The organism is Achromobacter spanius (genome assembly GCF_003994415.1).
Lineage (GTDB): Bacteria > Pseudomonadota > Gammaproteobacteria > Burkholderiales > Burkholderiaceae_B > Achromobacter > Achromobacter spanius_C.
Genome location: NZ_CP034689.1, coordinates 2269282 through 2286019 on the forward strand (window position 1 = coordinate 2269282; position 16738 = coordinate 2286019).

The 16738-nt window shown below is 63.5% G+C and carries 18 protein-coding genes; 17 read left to right on the forward strand and 1 reads right to left on the reverse strand.

Translation table 11 applies throughout. The features are described 5' to 3' along the window. The first annotated feature begins 2 nt into the window (after positions 1-2). The 9 genes from ELS24_RS10545 to ELS24_RS10585 are packed head-to-tail and all read left to right on the forward strand — an operon-like array spanning position 3 to position 7689. The gene (locus tag ELS24_RS10545) at positions 3-2483 is read left to right on the forward strand and encodes a hypothetical protein (protein ID WP_127184080.1); all 2481 of its coding nucleotides are present in this window, start codon (positions 3-5) and stop codon (positions 2481-2483) included. Further along, the gene (locus tag ELS24_RS10550) at positions 2483-2848 is read left to right on the forward strand and encodes a hypothetical protein (protein ID WP_127184081.1); all 366 of its coding nucleotides are present in this window, start codon (positions 2483-2485) and stop codon (positions 2846-2848) included. Before ELS24_RS10545 ends, ELS24_RS10550 begins: the two co-directional genes overlap by 1 nt. Next, the gene (terL, locus tag ELS24_RS10555; protein WP_127184082.1) at positions 2845-4500 is read left to right on the forward strand and encodes a phage terminase large subunit; all 1656 of its coding nucleotides are present in this window, start codon (positions 2845-2847) and stop codon (positions 4498-4500) included. The genes ELS24_RS10550 and terL overlap by 4 nt, the downstream gene beginning before the upstream one ends. A 39-nt stretch (positions 4501-4539) precedes the next feature. Next, positions 4540-5763: a hypothetical protein gene (locus tag ELS24_RS10560; protein WP_127184083.1), complete on the forward strand. Its 1224-nt coding sequence runs from the start codon at positions 4540-4542 to the stop codon at positions 5761-5763. Further along, a complete protein-coding gene (locus ELS24_RS10565; protein ID WP_127184084.1) occupies positions 5763-6185 on the forward strand; it encodes a hypothetical protein in 423 nt (140 codons plus the stop codon). The genes ELS24_RS10560 and ELS24_RS10565 overlap by 1 nt, the downstream gene beginning before the upstream one ends. Further along, positions 6182-6514, forward strand: a complete 333-nt coding sequence (locus ELS24_RS10570; protein ID WP_127184085.1) for a hypothetical protein — start codon at positions 6182-6184, stop codon at positions 6512-6514. Before ELS24_RS10565 ends, ELS24_RS10570 begins: the two co-directional genes overlap by 4 nt. Next, on the forward strand, positions 6511-6729 hold the full coding sequence (locus tag ELS24_RS10575; protein ID WP_127184086.1) for a hypothetical protein: 219 nt from the start codon (positions 6511-6513) through the stop codon (positions 6727-6729). The genes ELS24_RS10570 and ELS24_RS10575 overlap by 4 nt, the downstream gene beginning before the upstream one ends. Beyond that, complete coding sequence (locus tag ELS24_RS10580) at positions 6713-7216, forward strand: lysozyme (protein ID WP_127186298.1); 504 nt, start codon at positions 6713-6715, stop codon at positions 7214-7216. Before ELS24_RS10575 ends, ELS24_RS10580 begins: the two co-directional genes overlap by 17 nt. Then, a complete protein-coding gene (locus tag ELS24_RS10585) occupies positions 7213-7689 on the forward strand; it encodes a hypothetical protein (RefSeq protein WP_127184087.1) in 477 nt (158 codons plus the stop codon). Before ELS24_RS10580 ends, ELS24_RS10585 begins: the two co-directional genes overlap by 4 nt. Positions 7690-7699: 10 nt before the next feature. Here ELS24_RS10585 and ELS24_RS10590 read toward each other — a convergent pair whose 3' ends face one another. Further along, positions 7700-8992: a tyrosine-type recombinase/integrase gene (locus ELS24_RS10590; protein WP_127184088.1), complete on the reverse strand. Its 1293-nt coding sequence runs from the start codon at positions 8990-8992 to the stop codon at positions 7700-7702. A gap of 166 nt (positions 8993-9158) precedes the next feature. Between ELS24_RS10590 and ELS24_RS10595 the strand changes: the two genes are divergently transcribed. From ELS24_RS10595 to ELS24_RS10630, 8 genes are read left to right on the forward strand one after another with little or no spacing between them, the layout of a single operon-like run. Next, positions 9159-9683 (forward strand): hypothetical protein, encoded by a 525-nt coding sequence (locus ELS24_RS10595; RefSeq protein WP_240669484.1) that lies wholly within the window; start codon positions 9159-9161, stop codon positions 9681-9683. Continuing rightward, positions 9680-10306 carry a pilus assembly protein gene (locus ELS24_RS10600; protein WP_127184089.1) on the forward strand — a complete coding sequence of 209 codons (627 nt, stop codon included), beginning with the start codon at positions 9680-9682 and terminating at the stop codon, positions 10304-10306. Before ELS24_RS10595 ends, ELS24_RS10600 begins: the two co-directional genes overlap by 4 nt. Further along, entirely contained in the window at positions 10303-11025 is a 723-nt protein-coding gene (locus ELS24_RS10605; RefSeq protein ID WP_240669485.1) for a hypothetical protein, read from the forward strand. The genes ELS24_RS10600 and ELS24_RS10605 overlap by 4 nt, the downstream gene beginning before the upstream one ends. Then, positions 11022-11882 carry a Flp pilus assembly protein CpaB gene (gene cpaB, locus ELS24_RS10610; protein ID WP_127184090.1) on the forward strand — a complete coding sequence of 287 codons (861 nt, stop codon included), beginning with the start codon at positions 11022-11024 and terminating at the stop codon, positions 11880-11882. The genes ELS24_RS10605 and cpaB overlap by 4 nt, the downstream gene beginning before the upstream one ends. Then, positions 11879-13249, forward strand: coding sequence for a type II and III secretion system protein family protein (locus ELS24_RS10615; RefSeq protein WP_127184091.1), 1371 nt, complete (start codon positions 11879-11881; stop codon positions 13247-13249). Before cpaB ends, ELS24_RS10615 begins: the two co-directional genes overlap by 4 nt. 4 nt (positions 13250-13253) lie before the next feature. Further along, the gene (locus ELS24_RS10620; protein WP_127184092.1) at positions 13254-14951 is read left to right on the forward strand and encodes an ATPase, T2SS/T4P/T4SS family; all 1698 of its coding nucleotides are present in this window, start codon (positions 13254-13256) and stop codon (positions 14949-14951) included. Further along, on the forward strand, positions 14948-15793 hold the full coding sequence (locus tag ELS24_RS10625) for a type II secretion system F family protein (protein WP_127184093.1): 846 nt from the start codon (positions 14948-14950) through the stop codon (positions 15791-15793). Before ELS24_RS10620 ends, ELS24_RS10625 begins: the two co-directional genes overlap by 4 nt. 30 nt (positions 15794-15823) lie before the next feature. After that, the gene (locus tag ELS24_RS10630) at positions 15824-16693 is read left to right on the forward strand and encodes a type II secretion system F family protein (RefSeq protein WP_127184094.1); all 870 of its coding nucleotides are present in this window, start codon (positions 15824-15826) and stop codon (positions 16691-16693) included. The last annotated feature ends 45 nt before the right edge of the window (positions 16694-16738 follow it).

A 16738-nucleotide genomic window follows, 5' to 3' on the forward strand; every position in this document is an offset into this window, starting at 1 on the left:
ACATGCTCAAGAAATGTATTGACCAGGTGAACGCGGCTGCCGGCCGCACGCTCAGCCAGGCGAAAATCGCCGCCATCGATGACCGGCTAACTGGCACCGCCCAGACGATGGCCCGGCAAGACCGCGCGGCGTGGCTGGCCTTGACGCCCGCCCAGCGCACCCTGGCCGCCGCCGAGCGTGCCATGCAGGACGCCAAGGCAGAGGCCCGGCTAAAGCTTCAGCGCCAGCAGATGCAACTGGTCAAGCGGGCCGACGTGGATGGCGAGATCGCCGGCATCCAAGACCTATTCAACGACAGCCGGTCGCGCGCGTTGGTTCGCCACATGGAACAGACCGATTCCTACATCAAGGGCGTCAAGGATCAGTATTGGTCCCAGCTTCGCAGCCTGTTCGACGCGGCGACGTCCACCAACGGGGTTTCGGCCGGGCGCCGTGCGCTGCAATTCCTGTTCGACGTCGAAAACCCGCAGATGACGCGCGACCTTGCTGCCGAAGTGTTTGCGCGCGGCGAAGGACGGACGGGCAACAAGCTGGCGGTCGAAGCGGCCAAGGCCTGGGATACGACCATCGAGACGATGCGCCAGCGCTTCAACAACGCAGGCGGCGACATCGGTCGGCTGGAATACGGCTATGTGCCGCAGGCGAGCGACCAGGGGCGCGTGCTGGCCGCGGGACAGGATGCTTGGGTGCAGAAGACCATGCCGAAGCTGGACCGCAACCGGTACGTGCGCCCGGACGGACGCCAGATGGACGACGCGGAAATGACTGCTTTCCTCCGCGCCACTTGGGAAACGCTGTCTTCTGGCGGGCTGAACAAGCTGGAGCCGGGCGGCTTTCGCGGCACCGGGTCACGCGCCAACCGCGGCAGCCAGGCCCGGCAGCTTCATTGGCGCGACGGGCAGGCCTACGTCGAATACATGGGCGAGTTCGGCCAAGGCAGTATGTACGACGCCATGAACAGCCATATCTCCGGTCTGGCCCGCGACATCGCACTGGTCGAGCGTTACGGGCCGAACCCTGCCCACCAGTTCCGCGTCCAGGCCGACATTGCCGAGAAGGAGGACGGCGGCATCAAGCGGTCATTCATCAATCAGCCCGAAGCCTATTTCGACGTTCTGACGGGGAACGCCGGCGCAGTACAGAACGCAAGCCTTGCGCGCGTCGCGGCGGACATGCGGAACCTGAACGTCGCTTCCAAGCTGGGCCGGGCCGTCTGGGCGGCCATCTCGGATATCCCGACCTACATGGTGACGTCGGGCTACAACAAGCTGCCTTACTGGCAGGCGCTGAAGAACATCGGTGGCCAGTTCAGCGGTGAAACGCGCGAGTTTCTGACCGCGCACGGCCTGATTGCTGAATCCCTGGTGTCGGACCTGAACCGGTTTTCCGGCGACCATATCCGCAACAACTGGTCGGGCAAGGTCGCCAACAGCGTGATGAAGCTGTCCTTGATGAACGCCTGGACGGACAGCATGCGCCGCGCCTTCCAGATGACCATGATGGGCGGCCTGGGCAAGATGGCCGGCAAAGAGTGGGGCGCACTGACCGAATGGGACCGCTCGCACCTGGCGCGCAAAGGCATCACCGAGGACGATTGGACGGTCATCAGCCAGGTGCAGCCGACCGAGTACCGCGGACAGAAGTACCTGACGCCGGAATCCATCATGGCCACGGGCGCCGACAATGCACCGCAGCTGGTATCAAAGGTGTTGGGCCTGATCCGCGACGAATCAGAATATGCGGTGATCAACCCCGACCTGGCCACGCGCGCGGCGCAGACCTGGGGTGGCCAGCAGGCGGGCACCATTGGCGGCGAGCTGGCGCGCTCCGTCATGCAGTTCAAGAGCTTTCCGATGGCTATGATTTCCCGGCACTACCGCCGCATGATCGACGCGCCGCGAGGTCTGGACGGCGCGCCGGCGGCGGCCAACCGGCTGGCCTACGGCACCGCCATCATGCTGGGCACCACCATCGCGGGCGGCATCGCCTTCCAGATCAAGGAAATGCTCTCTGGCCGCGACCCTGTGGCATTGAACAGCGGACGGTTCTGGTCTGAAGCGCTGTTGCAGGGAGGTGGGCTGTCCATCGTGGGCGATATGCTCTTTCAGGATCCCCGCGAGACGCCTGGAGGCTTTGCCGCATCCGTGGGCGGCACGGTGCTGGGCCCGTCTGCCGGCACGATGTTTGATGTCGTGGGCCTGGGCGTCGAGAACGCATGGCGCGCGGCCAGCGGCGATGATCTGAACCTGGGCGCCGGCGCGGCGCGCACGGTACGCGGCACGCTGCCGTATCAAAACCTTTGGTGGCTGTCAGGCGCGATCGACCACACCTTCTTTCACGCCTTGCAAGAAAACCTCAGTCCGGGATACTTGAGCCGAGTGGAGCGCCGCGCGTCGCGCCAACACGATCAGGATTACTGGTGGCAGCTTGGGCCAGGCCTGCCGGAGCGCGGCCCCGACCTTTCCCGTGCCTGGAGTCGCTGATGCGCCAAGATCAATTCGAACGCCTGACCGAATACGCCGAGAAGCTGATTGACGTGCTGGTGCAGGAGATGGACCCGGAAAACTGGCCTGGCCACGGCGTCGACCCGAACAAGATGGACGCCCAAACCCGTGGTGATCGGTTCTGGGCAAAGAAAAACCCCATCGCCACCGTCACCCTGGCCATGAAGCTTAATAGCCTTATCGACCTGACGCGGCGCCAGACGGCCGATCCCCTGGGCGGGGCGATTGCGGTGGGCGACCATGCCGATCCTGATGACGGCATGGACGGCGAGGTCAAACGTGCCGAGAAGGAAGCCGCCAAGTTTCTGGCGAAGGTCCAGAAGGCGGCCGGCGCTGCGCAATGAAGCGAAAGATATCCTTCCTGGCCTTCTTCCTGATGTGGGCGAAGGTCCAGGGCTGGACCGTGCCGGACCTGCACGTCCGCATCTGCCACTGGCTGGGGACCTGCGATTCCCCGGTGCGTGTGCTTCAGGTGTTCCGGGGTGCGGCTAAGTCAACCATCTACGCCGTATACAAGGCGTGGCAGCTTTACTGCGATGGCACGTGGGTGTCACTCATCTGGGCAGCCGACGGGCCTCTGGCCAAGAAGCTGACGCGCGACACTATCAACGTGCTGCGCCGGCATCCGCTGTGCGGCGGCATGCTGCCCACCAAACCCGGCTCGCAGATGTTCTGGGTGTCCGGAGCCAACGACCCGCGCAACGCCAGCATGACCGCCGTGGGCGTAAATCAGAACGTCACCAGTGCCCGGGCGCGCGATATCGATTACGACGACGTCGAGGTGCCGAAGAACATCAAGACGGCCGACGCCCGGGAGAATCTGCGCGCCAAGATCCAGGAGGCCACCTTCATCCTGGTACCTGGCGGACAGGAAACATACATCGGCACGCCGCACACGCACGATTCCATCTATCCGGAAATGATCGCCGCCGGCGCGGCTTCGCTGACAATCCCGCTTCTGGAAGACCAGATCCGGTACGAAGACACCACGAAGCGCACCCGCTACCCGGTTCCGTTCAAGCCTGGCGCAGACGGGCTGTATGTGATGCTGGGCATCTACAAGCATGCCCGGCTGCTGGTGGAAGGGCGCGACTATCGATACGAGCGCGGCGAGGTGGTATTCGCCAAACCGCCAGGCGGCGCTGTGCTGGACATCTACGCGCGGTGCTCTTGGCCGGAACGCTTCACGCGCGCGGAAATCGAGATCCGCCGCCAGAAAACCAGAACCCTGAACTATTGGGACTCGCAGTATCAGCTACAGGCCAAGCCAATCAAAGAATCGCGCTTGGATCCCGACCGAATCAAGGCATACGCAGTACACCCGACGGTGGAGCACGCCAACAAGTCGGTGCGCATGATGCTGGGCCGCGCGCAGATCGTAAGTGCCCGGGCTTACTGGGATTGTGCCTTGGGCAAGATCCACGGCGACGTATCGGCCTTCTCTTTGATGCTGGACGACGCGGCAGGGAACACCTATTGGCATGTCTGCCAGGCACTGATCGGCGAGTTTGCCGTGTTCTCCGACCAGCGCAATACCAAAATCGTTGATGGGCAGGTCCTTCAGGCTTGCCGCCTTATTGAGCGGTTCAACATCCCCAATGTGTATGTGGAGACAAACGGCAATGGTGCCTTCGTCCCGCAACTGCTGCGCCAGGCCCTGAAGCAGGAGAGGCTGCGATGCGGCGTCACTGACATCCAGGTCGGCACGAACAAGAACGAACGCATCCTGGACGGGCTAGAAGGCCCCATAAAGTCTGGTGTCCTATGGGCCCATGAGGATGTGCTAAATGGCCCCATGTACGACCAAATGAAGGACTGGAATCCGGCCATCAAGCAGCAGCCTGACGACTATCTGGACAGCGGCGCCGGCGCAATCCTGCAAGCGCCAGTGAGGGTCGGCCTATTGGTTCGGGAAAAAGTCGGGATTCCGACCCGCCCGGAGGGCGAAGATTGGCGCCCAAGCGGGGGTGTTCACGAGGTAACCCTCGAAATGTAGCCGGCACCTCTGTCGGCGCGTGCCGCCGGAGTGAATGCCGTGACCGTCCCCAGCCAAATCCCAGTTACCGAATACATCGCCAACGGCGTTACGGTGCTGTTCCCCTTCAATTTCCTTTGTTTTTCTGCTGCCGACCTGGAGGTGATGGCCGATCTGGTGCCCGTGGATCCAGTTAATTACACAGTTGCGGGCCTGAACGTACCGACAGGGGGTAGCGTCAACTTCCTGGTGCCACCCGCCAATGGCGTAAAAATCACGATCCGCCTGAGCGTAATTCTGAGTCGCACCACTGACTATCAGACAGACGGCGATCTACTTGCCGGGGTTGTGAATCGGGACTTTGATCGACTATGGCTGGCGCAGCAGGGCAGCGCCGTCGATCTGGATAGCGCGGTCAAATTCCCGCCGGGCGAACAGGCGGGCTATCTTCCGGCGGTGGATGACCGCAAGGGCAAGGCCCTTGTGTTCAACCCCACGACAGGGGATCCCGAGCCATCGGCTGATGACTATGTCAACCAGGCGGCCAATGCGGCGGCGAGCGCCGCGGCCGCGCAGCAATCCAATCTTGATGCGCAATCCGCCGCCGCTGCGGCCACCTCAGCAGCCAGTGCGGCGCAAAACTCCGCATCCAGCGCAGCCGATTCTGCCCAGGAAGCGGCGGAAGCCCTGACCGACATTGCATCCTTCGTGACTGTCGTTCCTTCCGGAAACATCGCCAGCACCAACGTGCAGGCGGCGCTGCAGGAATTGGACGCGGAAAAGCCCCAGAAGACCGAAGCACAGTGGTTCGGAAAGGCGATCGGCGAACCGTTCTTTCTGCAGGACGACATTGTTGGTATCTCGCCGCCTCCCACGAACAGCACGGAATATCGATTCATCCGACTGACTGCGTCGGATTCATATAACACCGGCGTTCTTACAAGCGAGTCGGTTTCCGGATCCTCACCTGAAATCACCGCGACCGCAGTAATCAGCCTGTCAGGAAGTCCTATCAACGGCGCTACGGTCCAGTTGATCAATACCGAGCGCCGATTTCTCCGCGCTGGCGGCGCCGGCACCCTGCAGAACAGCGATAACAAGGCTCACACGCACGGCGGCGCCGGTGGCGCAAGCTTCATCTTTGGCAGCAATGCCGGAATCACTGCTGCGGCCAGCGGCTCAGGCGGCACGACCTGGGGCGTGGCTGCCAATACGGCCAGCTCGGGCGGCACCGAGGCGCGCTCTCGCAACATCGGCGCCACCGCCTACATGAGGATCAAATAATGCCCTACGCAGCCAATGGCCAGATCAGCCACGACCCCATTCCCGGCGGCATCGCGATCACCCCCACGCAGTACGCCGAAGCGCTCGACGGCATGCTCGACGGCAAGGTCGTCACCGTGGACGGCGGCTTCAAGGTCGCCTTCCCGCCAGCGCCCGAGCCCGAGGTGCCCACCGAACCGCCGCCGGTCACCGTGGTGTCGCGCTTCCAGGCCCTGGCCGCGCTCATGCAGGCCGGCCTGCTGGATGACGTGACCGCCTGGGCCAACGCGCCCGCCACGGATCCGCTCTACAAACTGGCGTTCGACACGGCCACAGAATTCTCCATTTCCAGCCCGACGATGACCGCCGGCGCGGCCGCGCTCGGCTGGTCCAGCGCGCAGCTGCAGGCGCTGTTTGATGCAGCGGCGGAGATCGTGGCGTGATCCCCGAACCGCCGGGCCTGGGCGAAGACGCCAAGGTGATTCTGACGGCGCTGCGCGACATGCAGGCAGAGGCCCAGCGCGACAGCGACGCCAAGCATGAGGCCAATCGCAAGGAAATGCTGGCGCTGTCCGCCGCCGTGAAGACCGCGTTTCCCGACGGTGACTTCGACGGGCACCGTCGCTACCACGAGTTGCTGATCGCACGCGAAGAGCAGCGCCAGCAGATTCGGCGCGAAGTGTTGACCCATCTACTCAAGGGCAGCACCTGGGCCATGTTGGTGGGGCTGCTATGGATGGTGTTGCGGCACGCGAAGGACTATCTCAAATGAAAATGATCCAAGACTGGCGCCGCAAGTTCCCGCGCCTATGGAGCGTGCGCCTAGCGCTGCTGGCTGCGCTGCTGTCTGCCGTGGAGGTTTGCATGAATCTGTGGCTCACCGGCAAGCCGCCGCTGATCGTGATCGGCGCCGGCCTTTTCTCCCTCTGCGCGGCCATCTCGCGCGTCATATCCCAGCCGAGGCTGAATGATGAAGACCGGAGCTAAGCGTACCTTGCAGGGAACGGTAGGGGCTGGCGCCGCGGCCATCCTGCTTTCCATCGTGCCCAAGTTCGAAGGCATGATCTTGCGCGGGTACAAAGACCCAATCGGGATCGTGAGTGCCTGCGCAGGGCACACCAAGACGGCGGTGCTGGGCAAGCCGTACACGCCAGAGGAATGCGCCGCGCTGCTAGATCAGGATCTGGTGGAGCATGCCCAAGGCGTCCTGGCCTGCACGCCGGCGCTGGCCGGCCATACCAACCAGACCGCCGCCGCCGTGAGCTTTGCCTATAACGTCGGGGTGGGTGCGTACTGCCGATCGATGACGGCGCGGCGATTCAACGCTGGAGAGTGGGCGGGCGCGTGCCGGGCCATGAACCAGGCCGACAACGGCAAGCCGCAATGGGTCTGGGCCGACGGCAAGATTCTTCCTGGACTAGTGACGCGCCGTGCTGCTGAGCGCGCGCTGTGCGAAACGGGCCTGCCGAAATGATTCCTCGTGCCGCGCTGCCTTACCTGATCGGCGCTGCTCTGGTGGTGGCGGCCGTGCTGGGCGTGGGCTGGTACGGCGCGCATAGGGAGGCTGCTGGTGTTGCCCGCACGCAATTGGAGGCTGCGGCTAATGCCCGCCAGATCGAGGCGCAGTATCGGCGCCAGGAACAGGAAATGGTGGCCGACTACACGAGCCGCCTGGAGAAAGCCCATGAAGCAACCCGCCTATCGAACGCTGAGCGCGACCTTGCTGCTGGTGCTGCTGACGGCCTGCGGGACGCCATCGCCGCCCAGCGTGCCCGAGCCGCCAAAGCTGCCGCCCGCGCCGGCCTCTCTGAGCAAGCCGCTACCCGAGCCTGGGACGTTCTCAAAGCGTGCACGGACGAATATGCAGCGCTGGCAAGAGACGCTGACGCAGCAATTGACGGATTGAGAGAAGGGGATGCCTGGGCGAAGGCGGCGGCCAAGCGCTAGGCCCAGGCGGTCAGGATGCGGCGCGCAGATGCACCACCTTGCCGCGACCTGGCTGCAAACGCACTGGCCCCCATTTGTTTGGGTCGCCCAGCAGCTTGGTCAGGTGCGCGCCCAGCGCATCGAACGCCTCTCGACGCTGGGGCAGCATCTTCTGGCGCTGGTAGACCTTCACCAGCTGGGTTTGCTCCGCGTGGTTCAGGCACTTCTCCACGACGTTTTCGGCAATGCCCAGCTCGCCCATGATGGTGGCGCCCGTGCGGCGCAAGTCGTGCGTGGTCCAGGCGCCACCCGGCAACGACAGTTCGCCGCGCACCGTCAACCCCTGTTGCCCGTTGGACCTATCTTGGCGCACGGTGGCCTGGTGACTAAACGAGCGGTAGGATACGTGCCCGATGCCGCCCTTGCCGGGGATCAGGTAATCGCCGGGCCGCTGCTGCTGGCGCAAGGCGGTTAGCCAATACATGGCGAAGTCCGATAGCTGGATGACATGCTCACGGTTGGACTTGTTCTTGGCTGCCGGGATAGTCCATTCCCGCGCATCCCAATCCACCTCGCTTTCGCGGATAGCTGCGATTTCCCCGGCGCGCGCCATGGTAGATAGCGCGATCCAGTATGCGGCCTGCGCGTAGAGCGTCATGCCGGTGGCCGCCAGCAACTTGTCACGCAAGGTCTTGATCTCGTCGCCGTCCAGCACGCGATCGCGAACCACATCCTTGCCGCCCACCGTGGCCTTTCTTATCAGCGCCGCCGGGTTGACCTCAATCCAGTCCCGTTCAGTCGCATAGCCCAGCATCTGCTTTAAGTCGACCAGGACAGCGTTTGCCTGGGGGCCATGGCCGGCACGCACGATGGGCGCAAGCAGATCCAAGATGCGCGCCTTGGTCAGCGCGCCGATGCGGTCGTTGCCCGCCTTCGATAGGATGTGCTTGCGAACGCGTGACCGGCAGGCATAGACCCCTTTCGCGTTCCGCCGATGGGTAAGCGAGTCGGTTACCCATGTATCGAACAGCTTTTGGACGGTGTCAGGCTTACCCTCCACTTTGGATCCTGGATCGATCCCCTTTTGCAACTGCTGGCGCATCTGGGTGGCTTTCAGCCGGGCCTCTTGTAGCGAAACATCGGGGTAGGGCCCGAGCGATTTCTTGGCGGGCTTGCCGGCAGCCGATGTGTACCGAAAGATCCACAGCCGGGAATCATCTGGGCGAATCCGCAGAGACAGGCCAGCGCCATCGGTGAGCAGGTATTCCTTGTCGCGAGGTTTCGCGGTGGCCACCTTGCGGTCGCTCAAGACGTTTGTTGCCATGCAAGACCTCCGGGGTACATGCCAGGGTACAAGTTGGCACTTGCTTGGTGTGCACCGGCTTGTACTGGTTTTGACGAAAGCCGTTTTATATCATGGGCTTGAAAATTAGGTTTGAGCCGGTTGATACCCGTATGCACTCCGGGAATGCTATTTCCGCGAATATTCAATGGCCTGGGGTACGGCGCAAGGCCAGAAGTCCAAGACGCCAGTGGGTCTGGACTACGTGGATGAGCCGCCCGCGGACTTTTCCCAAGACGATTTTTGGCGTTGGGTGGAGCAGTCCACGGCATGGGACATTTTCAGCGGCGTGACCAATCCCATGGCGAACTCCTATGCGATGGCGTCCGCACAGCGCTGGCCAGGCAAAGGCTTGCCTCCTTACCGCGAAGTCAAGGCGTCGCGCACGGGCGAGCCGCTACGTTTTGCCGTGCGCGTGCGTTGGTCTGGTTCGGTACTGAAGACGACTGACGCGGACAGCGCGTTGGCGTCGCCGACCGGAATTTTTCGTTATGCCGCGCTGGGGCAGTCCGGCGGGATCACCGTGACCAGCGCGGCTGAAACGTATTTCTCGCGGCCCGAGCAACGGGCGGATCGCCGTGAAGAATTGGCCACCTTGTTTCGACCTTATTGGCAGGCACGTCTATCGGCGGTTACGCGCACGGAGACCCTGCTTGCCCGGAGGACGCCATGATGCAGAGATATGGGTATCCCCGTCCCGCACGGCAACGAGGGCAGGCGATCGTCGAGGCCCTGCTGATGCTGCCGCTGATGGCGGCGCTGGTTTGGGCGGTGTCTTGGGTCGGCGGGCTGCAGTTCTCGGCGCAACAGTTGCTGCAGGCCAGCCGCAAGACGGTGATGTCAGGCGCGATGGGGCAGGCCGTGGAGCCGCCGCACTCAATGGCGGCCGTTGGGCTGCGCCAGCGGGTCCTTGAGTTGCCCGGCATCGCGCCGCCGAACCTCTCTGTACTACAGCGCGAATGGTTCGGCGCAGGTTTGAGCTTGCTGTCGGTGTATGTGCGCTCGCGGCCCTTGAAAGAGGGGCGAACGCCTTTCATCGCACGCCATGCGCATGTGGCAATCGGCGCCGGCCATGCACATGGAGACGTCGACACGCATCGTCGTATTGGCAATGCACCGACGGCATGGCGTCGGGTTGAACGGGCATCGCTTGCGCAGGCCCGACGAGTAGGGGCTGCCACACGGCGCATGGAAAGCCCCTGGGGGCGGGCGGCGCTACAGACCGATTGGCTGTCGGCATGGGCAGATGTGGTGCCGCCTGAGCGGTTGGGAACACGTAAAGGACGAAAGCCATGAATGCGCGCTCAATGATTCCGATTCGCTGGACAAGGCCTGCCGTCGTCAACCTGATTCGTCCCTTGATGGCGATGATGTGGTTCGCGAGTTTGGCCGGGTCCTGCATTGCGCAGCCGTCCCTGTCCGCAACGACTGCCGCGGCATCCTTGATCCAGTTGCGCTTGCCGGAAGGGTCCACTCGCGCGATGTTGGCCGACCGCATGTGGCTTCATGGCCATCCAGCCCACGTGCTGGTGTTTGACGCACCCGTGGATGCCCGTGCAGTGGTCCGTGTGTTGGTGGATCAGCAGCCCGGTTTGTCCGATTTGAATGTGTTGCCAGGCCATCTCATCCTGTCTGGTTGGATCGATGACCGGCAATGGGTGGCGCAAATGCAAAGTGCGGGTCCGAGCCGGACGGTCGGCATGGTTTCTTCGCTGCGGGTGACGGCTCCCTCAAACCCCGTCGTGCCCGCCTGGCTGCCAGAGGGCGCAAGGTTGCGTCTTGATTTTGCCGTGATGGAGGCGGGGGTCAAAGTGTGGGAGCGCGTTTGGCAGCATTCTTTGCCGCCTTCTCGGATAGCACCATTGTTGGAAGCGGCCTTGTTGCGTGACGGGTGGCACCTTGAAGCGGACGACGGTGCTTTGCAATCATGGACACGCGCAGACCAGCGCATGCAGGTGTCGTTGGTGCCGTTGGATGCCGGCAGCGGCCTGCGGATTAGAAGGTGGGCGCCATGAAGGCCGCATTGATACGTGGCGTTTCCCGGTTGCGCCGCGCAGGCGTGTACGGGCTGGCGTTGATGGCCGGGCTGTTATCGGCCTGGGCCGTGCGTGAGCATGTGCAGCAACGGGTAGCGGCACTGGAAGCCGAAGCCCGCACACCCGTGGTCGAGCGTCTGGTTGCCGCCTATGACCTGGTGGCGGGAACGCGGCTGGAAGAGGCTGACGTGGCTATTCGCGAAATTCCGGTGCAGTGGGCCTCTTCCGCCAGCCTGGAACCCCTGGCATTGAGCAATTTGCTTGGCGGTACCCTGATGGCAGATGTCGCCCACGGCGAACCCCTGCTGAAGTCTCATCTGACATTCGCCATGCCGGCCCCCGCCCTGGCATCCCGATTGCGTTCGGGCCAGCGGGCGCTGACTGTCGCCGCGGCTGACCTTGGCGGCTTGGCCGAGATGCTGCATGCCGGCGATTCGATCGACATTTACGTGACCTTTCCCCATCGTCAAAAGGAGCTCACCGTGCCTTTGCTGCAAGGCATGCGCGTACTGACGGTGGGGGGCGGGGCCGACGATGAGGGTGGTGCAAGCGGCGTCGGCAGCATTACGCTTGCCGCCGATCCGGACCAAGCCATGAAGTTCGTTGCCGCCAGGCAGGCTGGATCGCTGACGGCCATGCTGCGTCATCGTGACGATGAGGCGGCTGTCGCTGGGTCTGCCCAGACAGATTTGGCTTCGCTCATTGGATTGGTGCCCGAGCCCGAGCCCGAGCCTGCGCCGGGTGTTGCGATCTTGTACGGGGACCGCATGCAGGCTCAATCGCCTGTTCCTTCTGACTCGGCCGCAATGGCGGGTATCGCATCGGAGCGGCCATGAGACACATCGTATTCATCCTGGGCGCAATCACTCTTTTCTTGACGTCCGTGACCGCCAGCGTCGCGCAAGAGCCGCAGGCGCTGGAGTTGCAGGTGGGTGAAACCCGGGTGCTGCCGCATCCCGGCGTGAAAAGAGTAGCTATCGGAAACGGGCAGGTGTTGAGCGCTGTTGCGGCCGAGGGTCGGGATGTCGTGATCTTTGCGCGCGCTGAAGGGGTGTCGTCCGTGCACGTCTGGGCGTCCGCAGGCAAACCGAAAGCCTATGAGCTGCGCGTTGTTCCCGCCGGCACGCCGCGTTTGCGGGTAGAGGTCGAGTCGCTGCTTGCCCGAATCCCCGGCGCGCGCAGCACCATTGTCGGAGGGCGGATCGTGATCGAAGGAGACGATTTGTCCGATGACGATCGGGCACGCATCGCGGCCTTGGCCGAACGTTATCCCGCCATCCTGGATTTCACGGGGCAAGTGGGATGGGACCGCATGGTGCTGCTCGATGTACAGGTTGTCGAGATTCCCACGTCGCGAATGCGCGAATTTGGCCTGCGCTGGGATGGGGTGAGCCAAGGCGGCGCGAACGTTGGCGTGGCTTGGGACGCCGGCTCACGCGGGCGCATGAGCCGGCCCGGCGAATCCATCATCGAGACCGCCGGACCGGTCTCGGCTGTCGCGGGCTATTTCGGGGTCAACGCCTTGCTGTCCGCGCGCATCGCCGCGTTGGCTCAAAGTGGCGAAGCCGTCATGCTGGCTCAACCGCAGCTACTGGCGCGAAGCGGCGCCAGCGCGACGTTTCTGGCGGGCGGCGAAGTGCCCTACACATCGACCGATTCCCGTGGCAATCCCACCACCTTGTTCAAACCATATGGAGTGTCACTCAACATCACGCCGCGCATAGACCGAAACGGCGTGATCCGTTCCCTGATCGAAGTCGAGGCAAGCTCTGTCGATACGTCGCTAAGCGTAGCGGGTGGGCCGGCTTTGCGCACGCGGCGGGCTTCCACCGAGTTCAACGTCAGATCGGGCAATACGCTGGTCATTGGGGGCTTCTTGTCGCGAGAGCAAAGCCAAGAGGTCAATGGCCTGCCCTGGTTGCAGAACATTCCCATCCTTGGGGCCTTGTTCTCGTCGCGTCGGTTTCAGCAGCGCGAGACCGAGCTGGCCATCTTTGTGACACCCAAGATCGTGTCGCAAAGTGAGCCCGGCATGCAGGATCGGGTGCGACGCGGCCGTGATGTGTTGAGCACGACGTTTCCAGAGCCGCCGCGCCTGGGCACCGCAACTCCCGCCACCGTCGACGCTTGGGATCCCTATGTGGGCGCGGGCTCGCAGTGGGTTACGCGCGATGAACTCCCTCAGACACCACGCCAAGAGTGATGCCATGCTCGACATCGAAATGACCTTTGAAGATTCGGGCGTTCGCCGACAGTTTGCGCCGACGCCGGTGCTGATCGGACGGGGCGCCCAGTGCGGCCTGCGTATCGTCAATTGGCGAGTGGGTCGGCAGCATGCCCGCTTGCTGCGTCAAGACAACGATATCGTTCTGGAGGATCTGGGCACCTTGGCGGGCACCATCGTGAACGGAGCAAGAGTGGTTCGTCATGCGCCGGTCCTGCCCGACGACGATATTCTGATAGGTCCTTGCCGCTTGCGAGTGAAATGGGTAGAGCCGGACGAAGCCGCGCCGGCCCAGGCCTTCGACGCTGTGCCCGTACCCTCCGATGCGGTGGTGGTGACCTCGTCCGAGACGGCTTCGCCCTCGATGGCCTCGACGCCGCCGTCGTCCATTGCACCACAGCGCGTGCAAGCACGGCGCCGCCTGCACGCGGCCTTGCTGGAAGCGCTGGACCTGCGTCGGCGCGACGTCGCGGGCATGAGCGACGGCATATTGCGTGCCGAAGCCGAGCGCTTGCTGACGCATATCGTCGCATCCGACGTCGATTTTCCCGACGATCTGGCCAAGCAGGCCTTGTGCAGAGAGGTGCTGGACGAAGCCGTGGGCTTGGGGCCTTTGGAGCCCCTGTTGGCGGCGCCCGACATCACCGAAATCATGGTCAACCGCTACGACGAGATCTATGTTGAACGCGCGGGGCGGCTTTGGCGGCATCCCGCCGCATTTACCAGCGAACAATCGGTGCGATGGGTGATCGAACGCATCGTCACGCCGCTTGGCCGTCGTATCGACGAAAGCTCGCCCATGGTTGACGCACGCTTGCCCGATGGATCCCGCGTACACGCCATCATCCCCCCTGTTGCGATGAAGGGGGCCAGTCTGACCATCCGCAAGTTTCCGCAGCGACGGCCCCAGATGTCTGATCTGATCGCGGCGGCATCCTTGAGCGAGGCCATGGCGCAGTTCCTGGCGCTATGCGTCAGGATGCGCAAGAACCTGGTTGTGTCCGGTGGCACGGGTTCCGGAAAAACGACTTTGCTGAACATCTTGTCCAACGAAATACCCGATGGCGAGCGGGTCGTCACCATTGAGGACGCCGCAGAGTTGCGGCTGAATCACGATCATCTGGTGGCGCTGGAAGCGCGCCCCGCCAATCAGGAGGGCAGGGGGCATATCGCCATACGCGAACTTGTGCGCAATGCGCTGCGCATGCGGCCAGACCGAATTGTTGTAGGAGAGTGCCGGGGCGCCGAAGCGTTTGACATGTTGACGGCCATGAATACGGGCCACGAGGGCTCGTTGACGACCTTGCATGCGAACTCACCTCGTGATGCCTTGGGCAGGCTGGAATCGATGGTCCTGATGGCGGGCCTGGACCTGCCCTTGTCCGTCGTGCGGGAGCAGATCGCCGCCAGCGTGGAACTTGTGGTGCAACAGGCCCGTTTGGCGGATGGCCGCCGAGTCGTGACGTCGATTGTCGAAGTCACCGGTATGGAAAGCGGGCGCATACAACTACTGGAGCTATTCCGATTTGATCGGACTGCGGGGTTCAAGGGGTGCGGAGCGTTGCCGGGCTTCTCGCAAGGCTGGGCCGACGATGGTGTGTCGATCGATCCAGCGTGGTTCACTGAAGCCTGGGCACCGAAGGGTTCGCCCTTGTCCAAGTTCGCACTGGGGCTGCCATGATCTGGTTGGCGGCGGCGGGTGCAATGTGCTGCGCTGCAGTGTTGGTGCTGCGTGCCCAGGCATGGCTTGCGCCGGCGTTGCGCCGCTACCGGGAGCTCTACACGCAGGACGCAGGCGTCCGGCTTAGCGAGGTGTTCCTGTTCATTGACCCTGCGCAGTTGTGGCTGGCGGCAGTCGCGTGCGCGGCCCTGTCGGCGACACTGGCTTTCTCGCTGACCGGCAGTGGCATCCTGGCGGCGTTGCTTTCCGGGCTGGCCTCGCGTGTACCTCGCATGACGGTTGAGATGCTGCGGCGCAAACGGGCACGCCGTTTTGAAGGCCAATTACCGATGGCATTGCTGATGCTGGCCTCGGCATTGCGCGCGGGCGTTGCGTTGCCCACGGGTTTGCGCCATGTCGTTGAGCAGAGCGCTGCGCCGCTGGCCCAGGAATTTGGCTTGATGCTGCGGGAACAGCGTTTGGGAGTGCCCTGGGATGCGGCGCTAGGGAATTTGCAGTCACGGATGCCTGCCGACTCCACCGCTTTGGTGGTGGCCGCCATGCGCATTGCGGCGCAGACCGGAGGCAATCTGGCCGAGGCACTGGAGAGCATCGCGCAAACCTTGCGTGCGCGTTTGCAGTTGCAGGCGAAGTTGCAGGCGCTGACTTCCCAAGGGCGTTTGCAAGCTTGGATAGTCGGGGCATTGCCCTTGGTTTTGCTTGCGGTATTGAATGAGCTTGAACCTGAAATCATGGGATTGCTGTGGCATACGCCCATGGGATGGGGCGTGCTCGCGATTGTGGCCGTACTGGAGACAGCGGGTGTGTTGCTGATCCGGCGGATTATCCGTATCGAGCTCTGACAGCAAAAAAAAGACAATGAGGGGGAAGCCATGTTGCTGACATTGGGCATGTTGATGGCGGCGTTGGTCGTCAGCGGATTGACCTGGTTTGCGCTGCGCCCGTTACTGGCCGGCAAGCCAATGGTATCGGCGGGGTTGCCGTGGTGGTGGCGTGTGGCCTGGCCGTGGGTTTCTGTCGTGGCGCCGCTGGTAGGGCCACTATGCTCGTGGCGTTTGCGCTCGCGACTGGCGCGCGCAATCGAATTGGCGGGGCTACCGGCCAGCGTCGGTTATGCGCACGTGGCCGCGCTGAGCGCCAGCGCGGCGCTGCTTGCTGGCGGGTTGGCCGCGGGCGCCATGACGGCCTACGGCATGGCGCCCGTGGGCGGGATGCCTTGGGTGCTGGCTTTGGGCGTCGCGGCCGGCCTGGCGCCTCGAGCATGGCTGCGAAGCCTGGGCGAAACCCGCCGCCGCCGCATCGAACGCGATCTGCCCTTTGTGTTCGACATGATGACGCTATGCGTGGAAGCGGGTCTAAGCGTGCAGGGGGCGCTGCAGTTGGCGGCGCAAAGCGGGCCGCAAGGCATCCTGCGCAATGCGTTGGCCGAGGCCTTGGCGGAGATGCGGACGGGCGTGACGCGGACGGCCGCCATCAAGGCGCTGGCCGAGCGCAGCAACAGCCCGATTGCGCGGACCTGGGCCGCTGCGTTGGCACAAGCCGAAGCGCTGGGTATCAGTCTGGGGCCAGTCCTGCGGGCGCAAGCGGCGCAGTGCCGCAGCGACCGGCACCTGCAAGCCGAACAACTGGCCACGCAGGCGCCGGTGAAAATGCTGCTGCCCTTGATCGCTTGCATTTTTCCGTGCACGTTCATTGTGCTGGCGTTTCCGATCGCCGTTCAAATGCTGCAAAGCGTGCAATGACGGGCCGTATCCCCTTGCCGCCCGACCGGCTGCGATTCTTGCGCG

Bases quoted from the DNA above. Each gene is read 5' to 3' on its own strand.
- ELS24_RS10545 (WP_127184080.1), top strand. From the start codon at position 3: ATGCTCAAGAAATGTATTGACCAGGTGAACGCGGCTGCCGGCCGCACG.
- ELS24_RS10550 (WP_127184081.1), top strand. From the start codon at position 2,483: ATGCGCCAAGATCAATTCGAACGCCTGACCGAATACGCCGAGAAGCTG.
- terL (WP_127184082.1), top strand. From the start codon at position 2,845: ATGAAGCGAAAGATATCCTTCCTGGCCTTCTTCCTGATGTGGGCGAAG.
- ELS24_RS10565 (WP_127184084.1), top strand. From the start codon at position 5,763: ATGCCCTACGCAGCCAATGGCCAGATCAGCCACGACCCCATTCCCGGC.
- ELS24_RS10575 (WP_127184086.1), top strand. From the start codon at position 6,511: ATGAAAATGATCCAAGACTGGCGCCGCAAGTTCCCGCGCCTATGGAGC.
- ELS24_RS10580 (WP_127186298.1), top strand. From the start codon at position 6,713: ATGAAGACCGGAGCTAAGCGTACCTTGCAGGGAACGGTAGGGGCTGGC.
- ELS24_RS10585 (WP_127184087.1), top strand. From the start codon at position 7,213: ATGATTCCTCGTGCCGCGCTGCCTTACCTGATCGGCGCTGCTCTGGTG.
- ELS24_RS10590 (WP_127184088.1), bottom strand. From the start codon at position 8,992: ATGGCAACAAACGTCTTGAGCGACCGCAAGGTGGCCACCGCGAAACCT.
- ELS24_RS10595 (WP_240669484.1), top strand. From the start codon at position 9,159: ATGGCCTGGGGTACGGCGCAAGGCCAGAAGTCCAAGACGCCAGTGGGT.
- ELS24_RS10600 (WP_127184089.1), top strand. From the start codon at position 9,680: ATGATGCAGAGATATGGGTATCCCCGTCCCGCACGGCAACGAGGGCAG.
- ELS24_RS10605 (WP_240669485.1), top strand. From the start codon at position 10,303: ATGAATGCGCGCTCAATGATTCCGATTCGCTGGACAAGGCCTGCCGTC.
- cpaB (WP_127184090.1), top strand. From the start codon at position 11,022: ATGAAGGCCGCATTGATACGTGGCGTTTCCCGGTTGCGCCGCGCAGGC.
- ELS24_RS10615 (WP_127184091.1), top strand. From the start codon at position 11,879: ATGAGACACATCGTATTCATCCTGGGCGCAATCACTCTTTTCTTGACG.
- ELS24_RS10620 (WP_127184092.1), top strand. From the start codon at position 13,254: ATGCTCGACATCGAAATGACCTTTGAAGATTCGGGCGTTCGCCGACAG.
- ELS24_RS10625 (WP_127184093.1), top strand. From the start codon at position 14,948: ATGATCTGGTTGGCGGCGGCGGGTGCAATGTGCTGCGCTGCAGTGTTG.
- ELS24_RS10630 (WP_127184094.1), top strand. From the start codon at position 15,824: ATGTTGCTGACATTGGGCATGTTGATGGCGGCGTTGGTCGTCAGCGGA.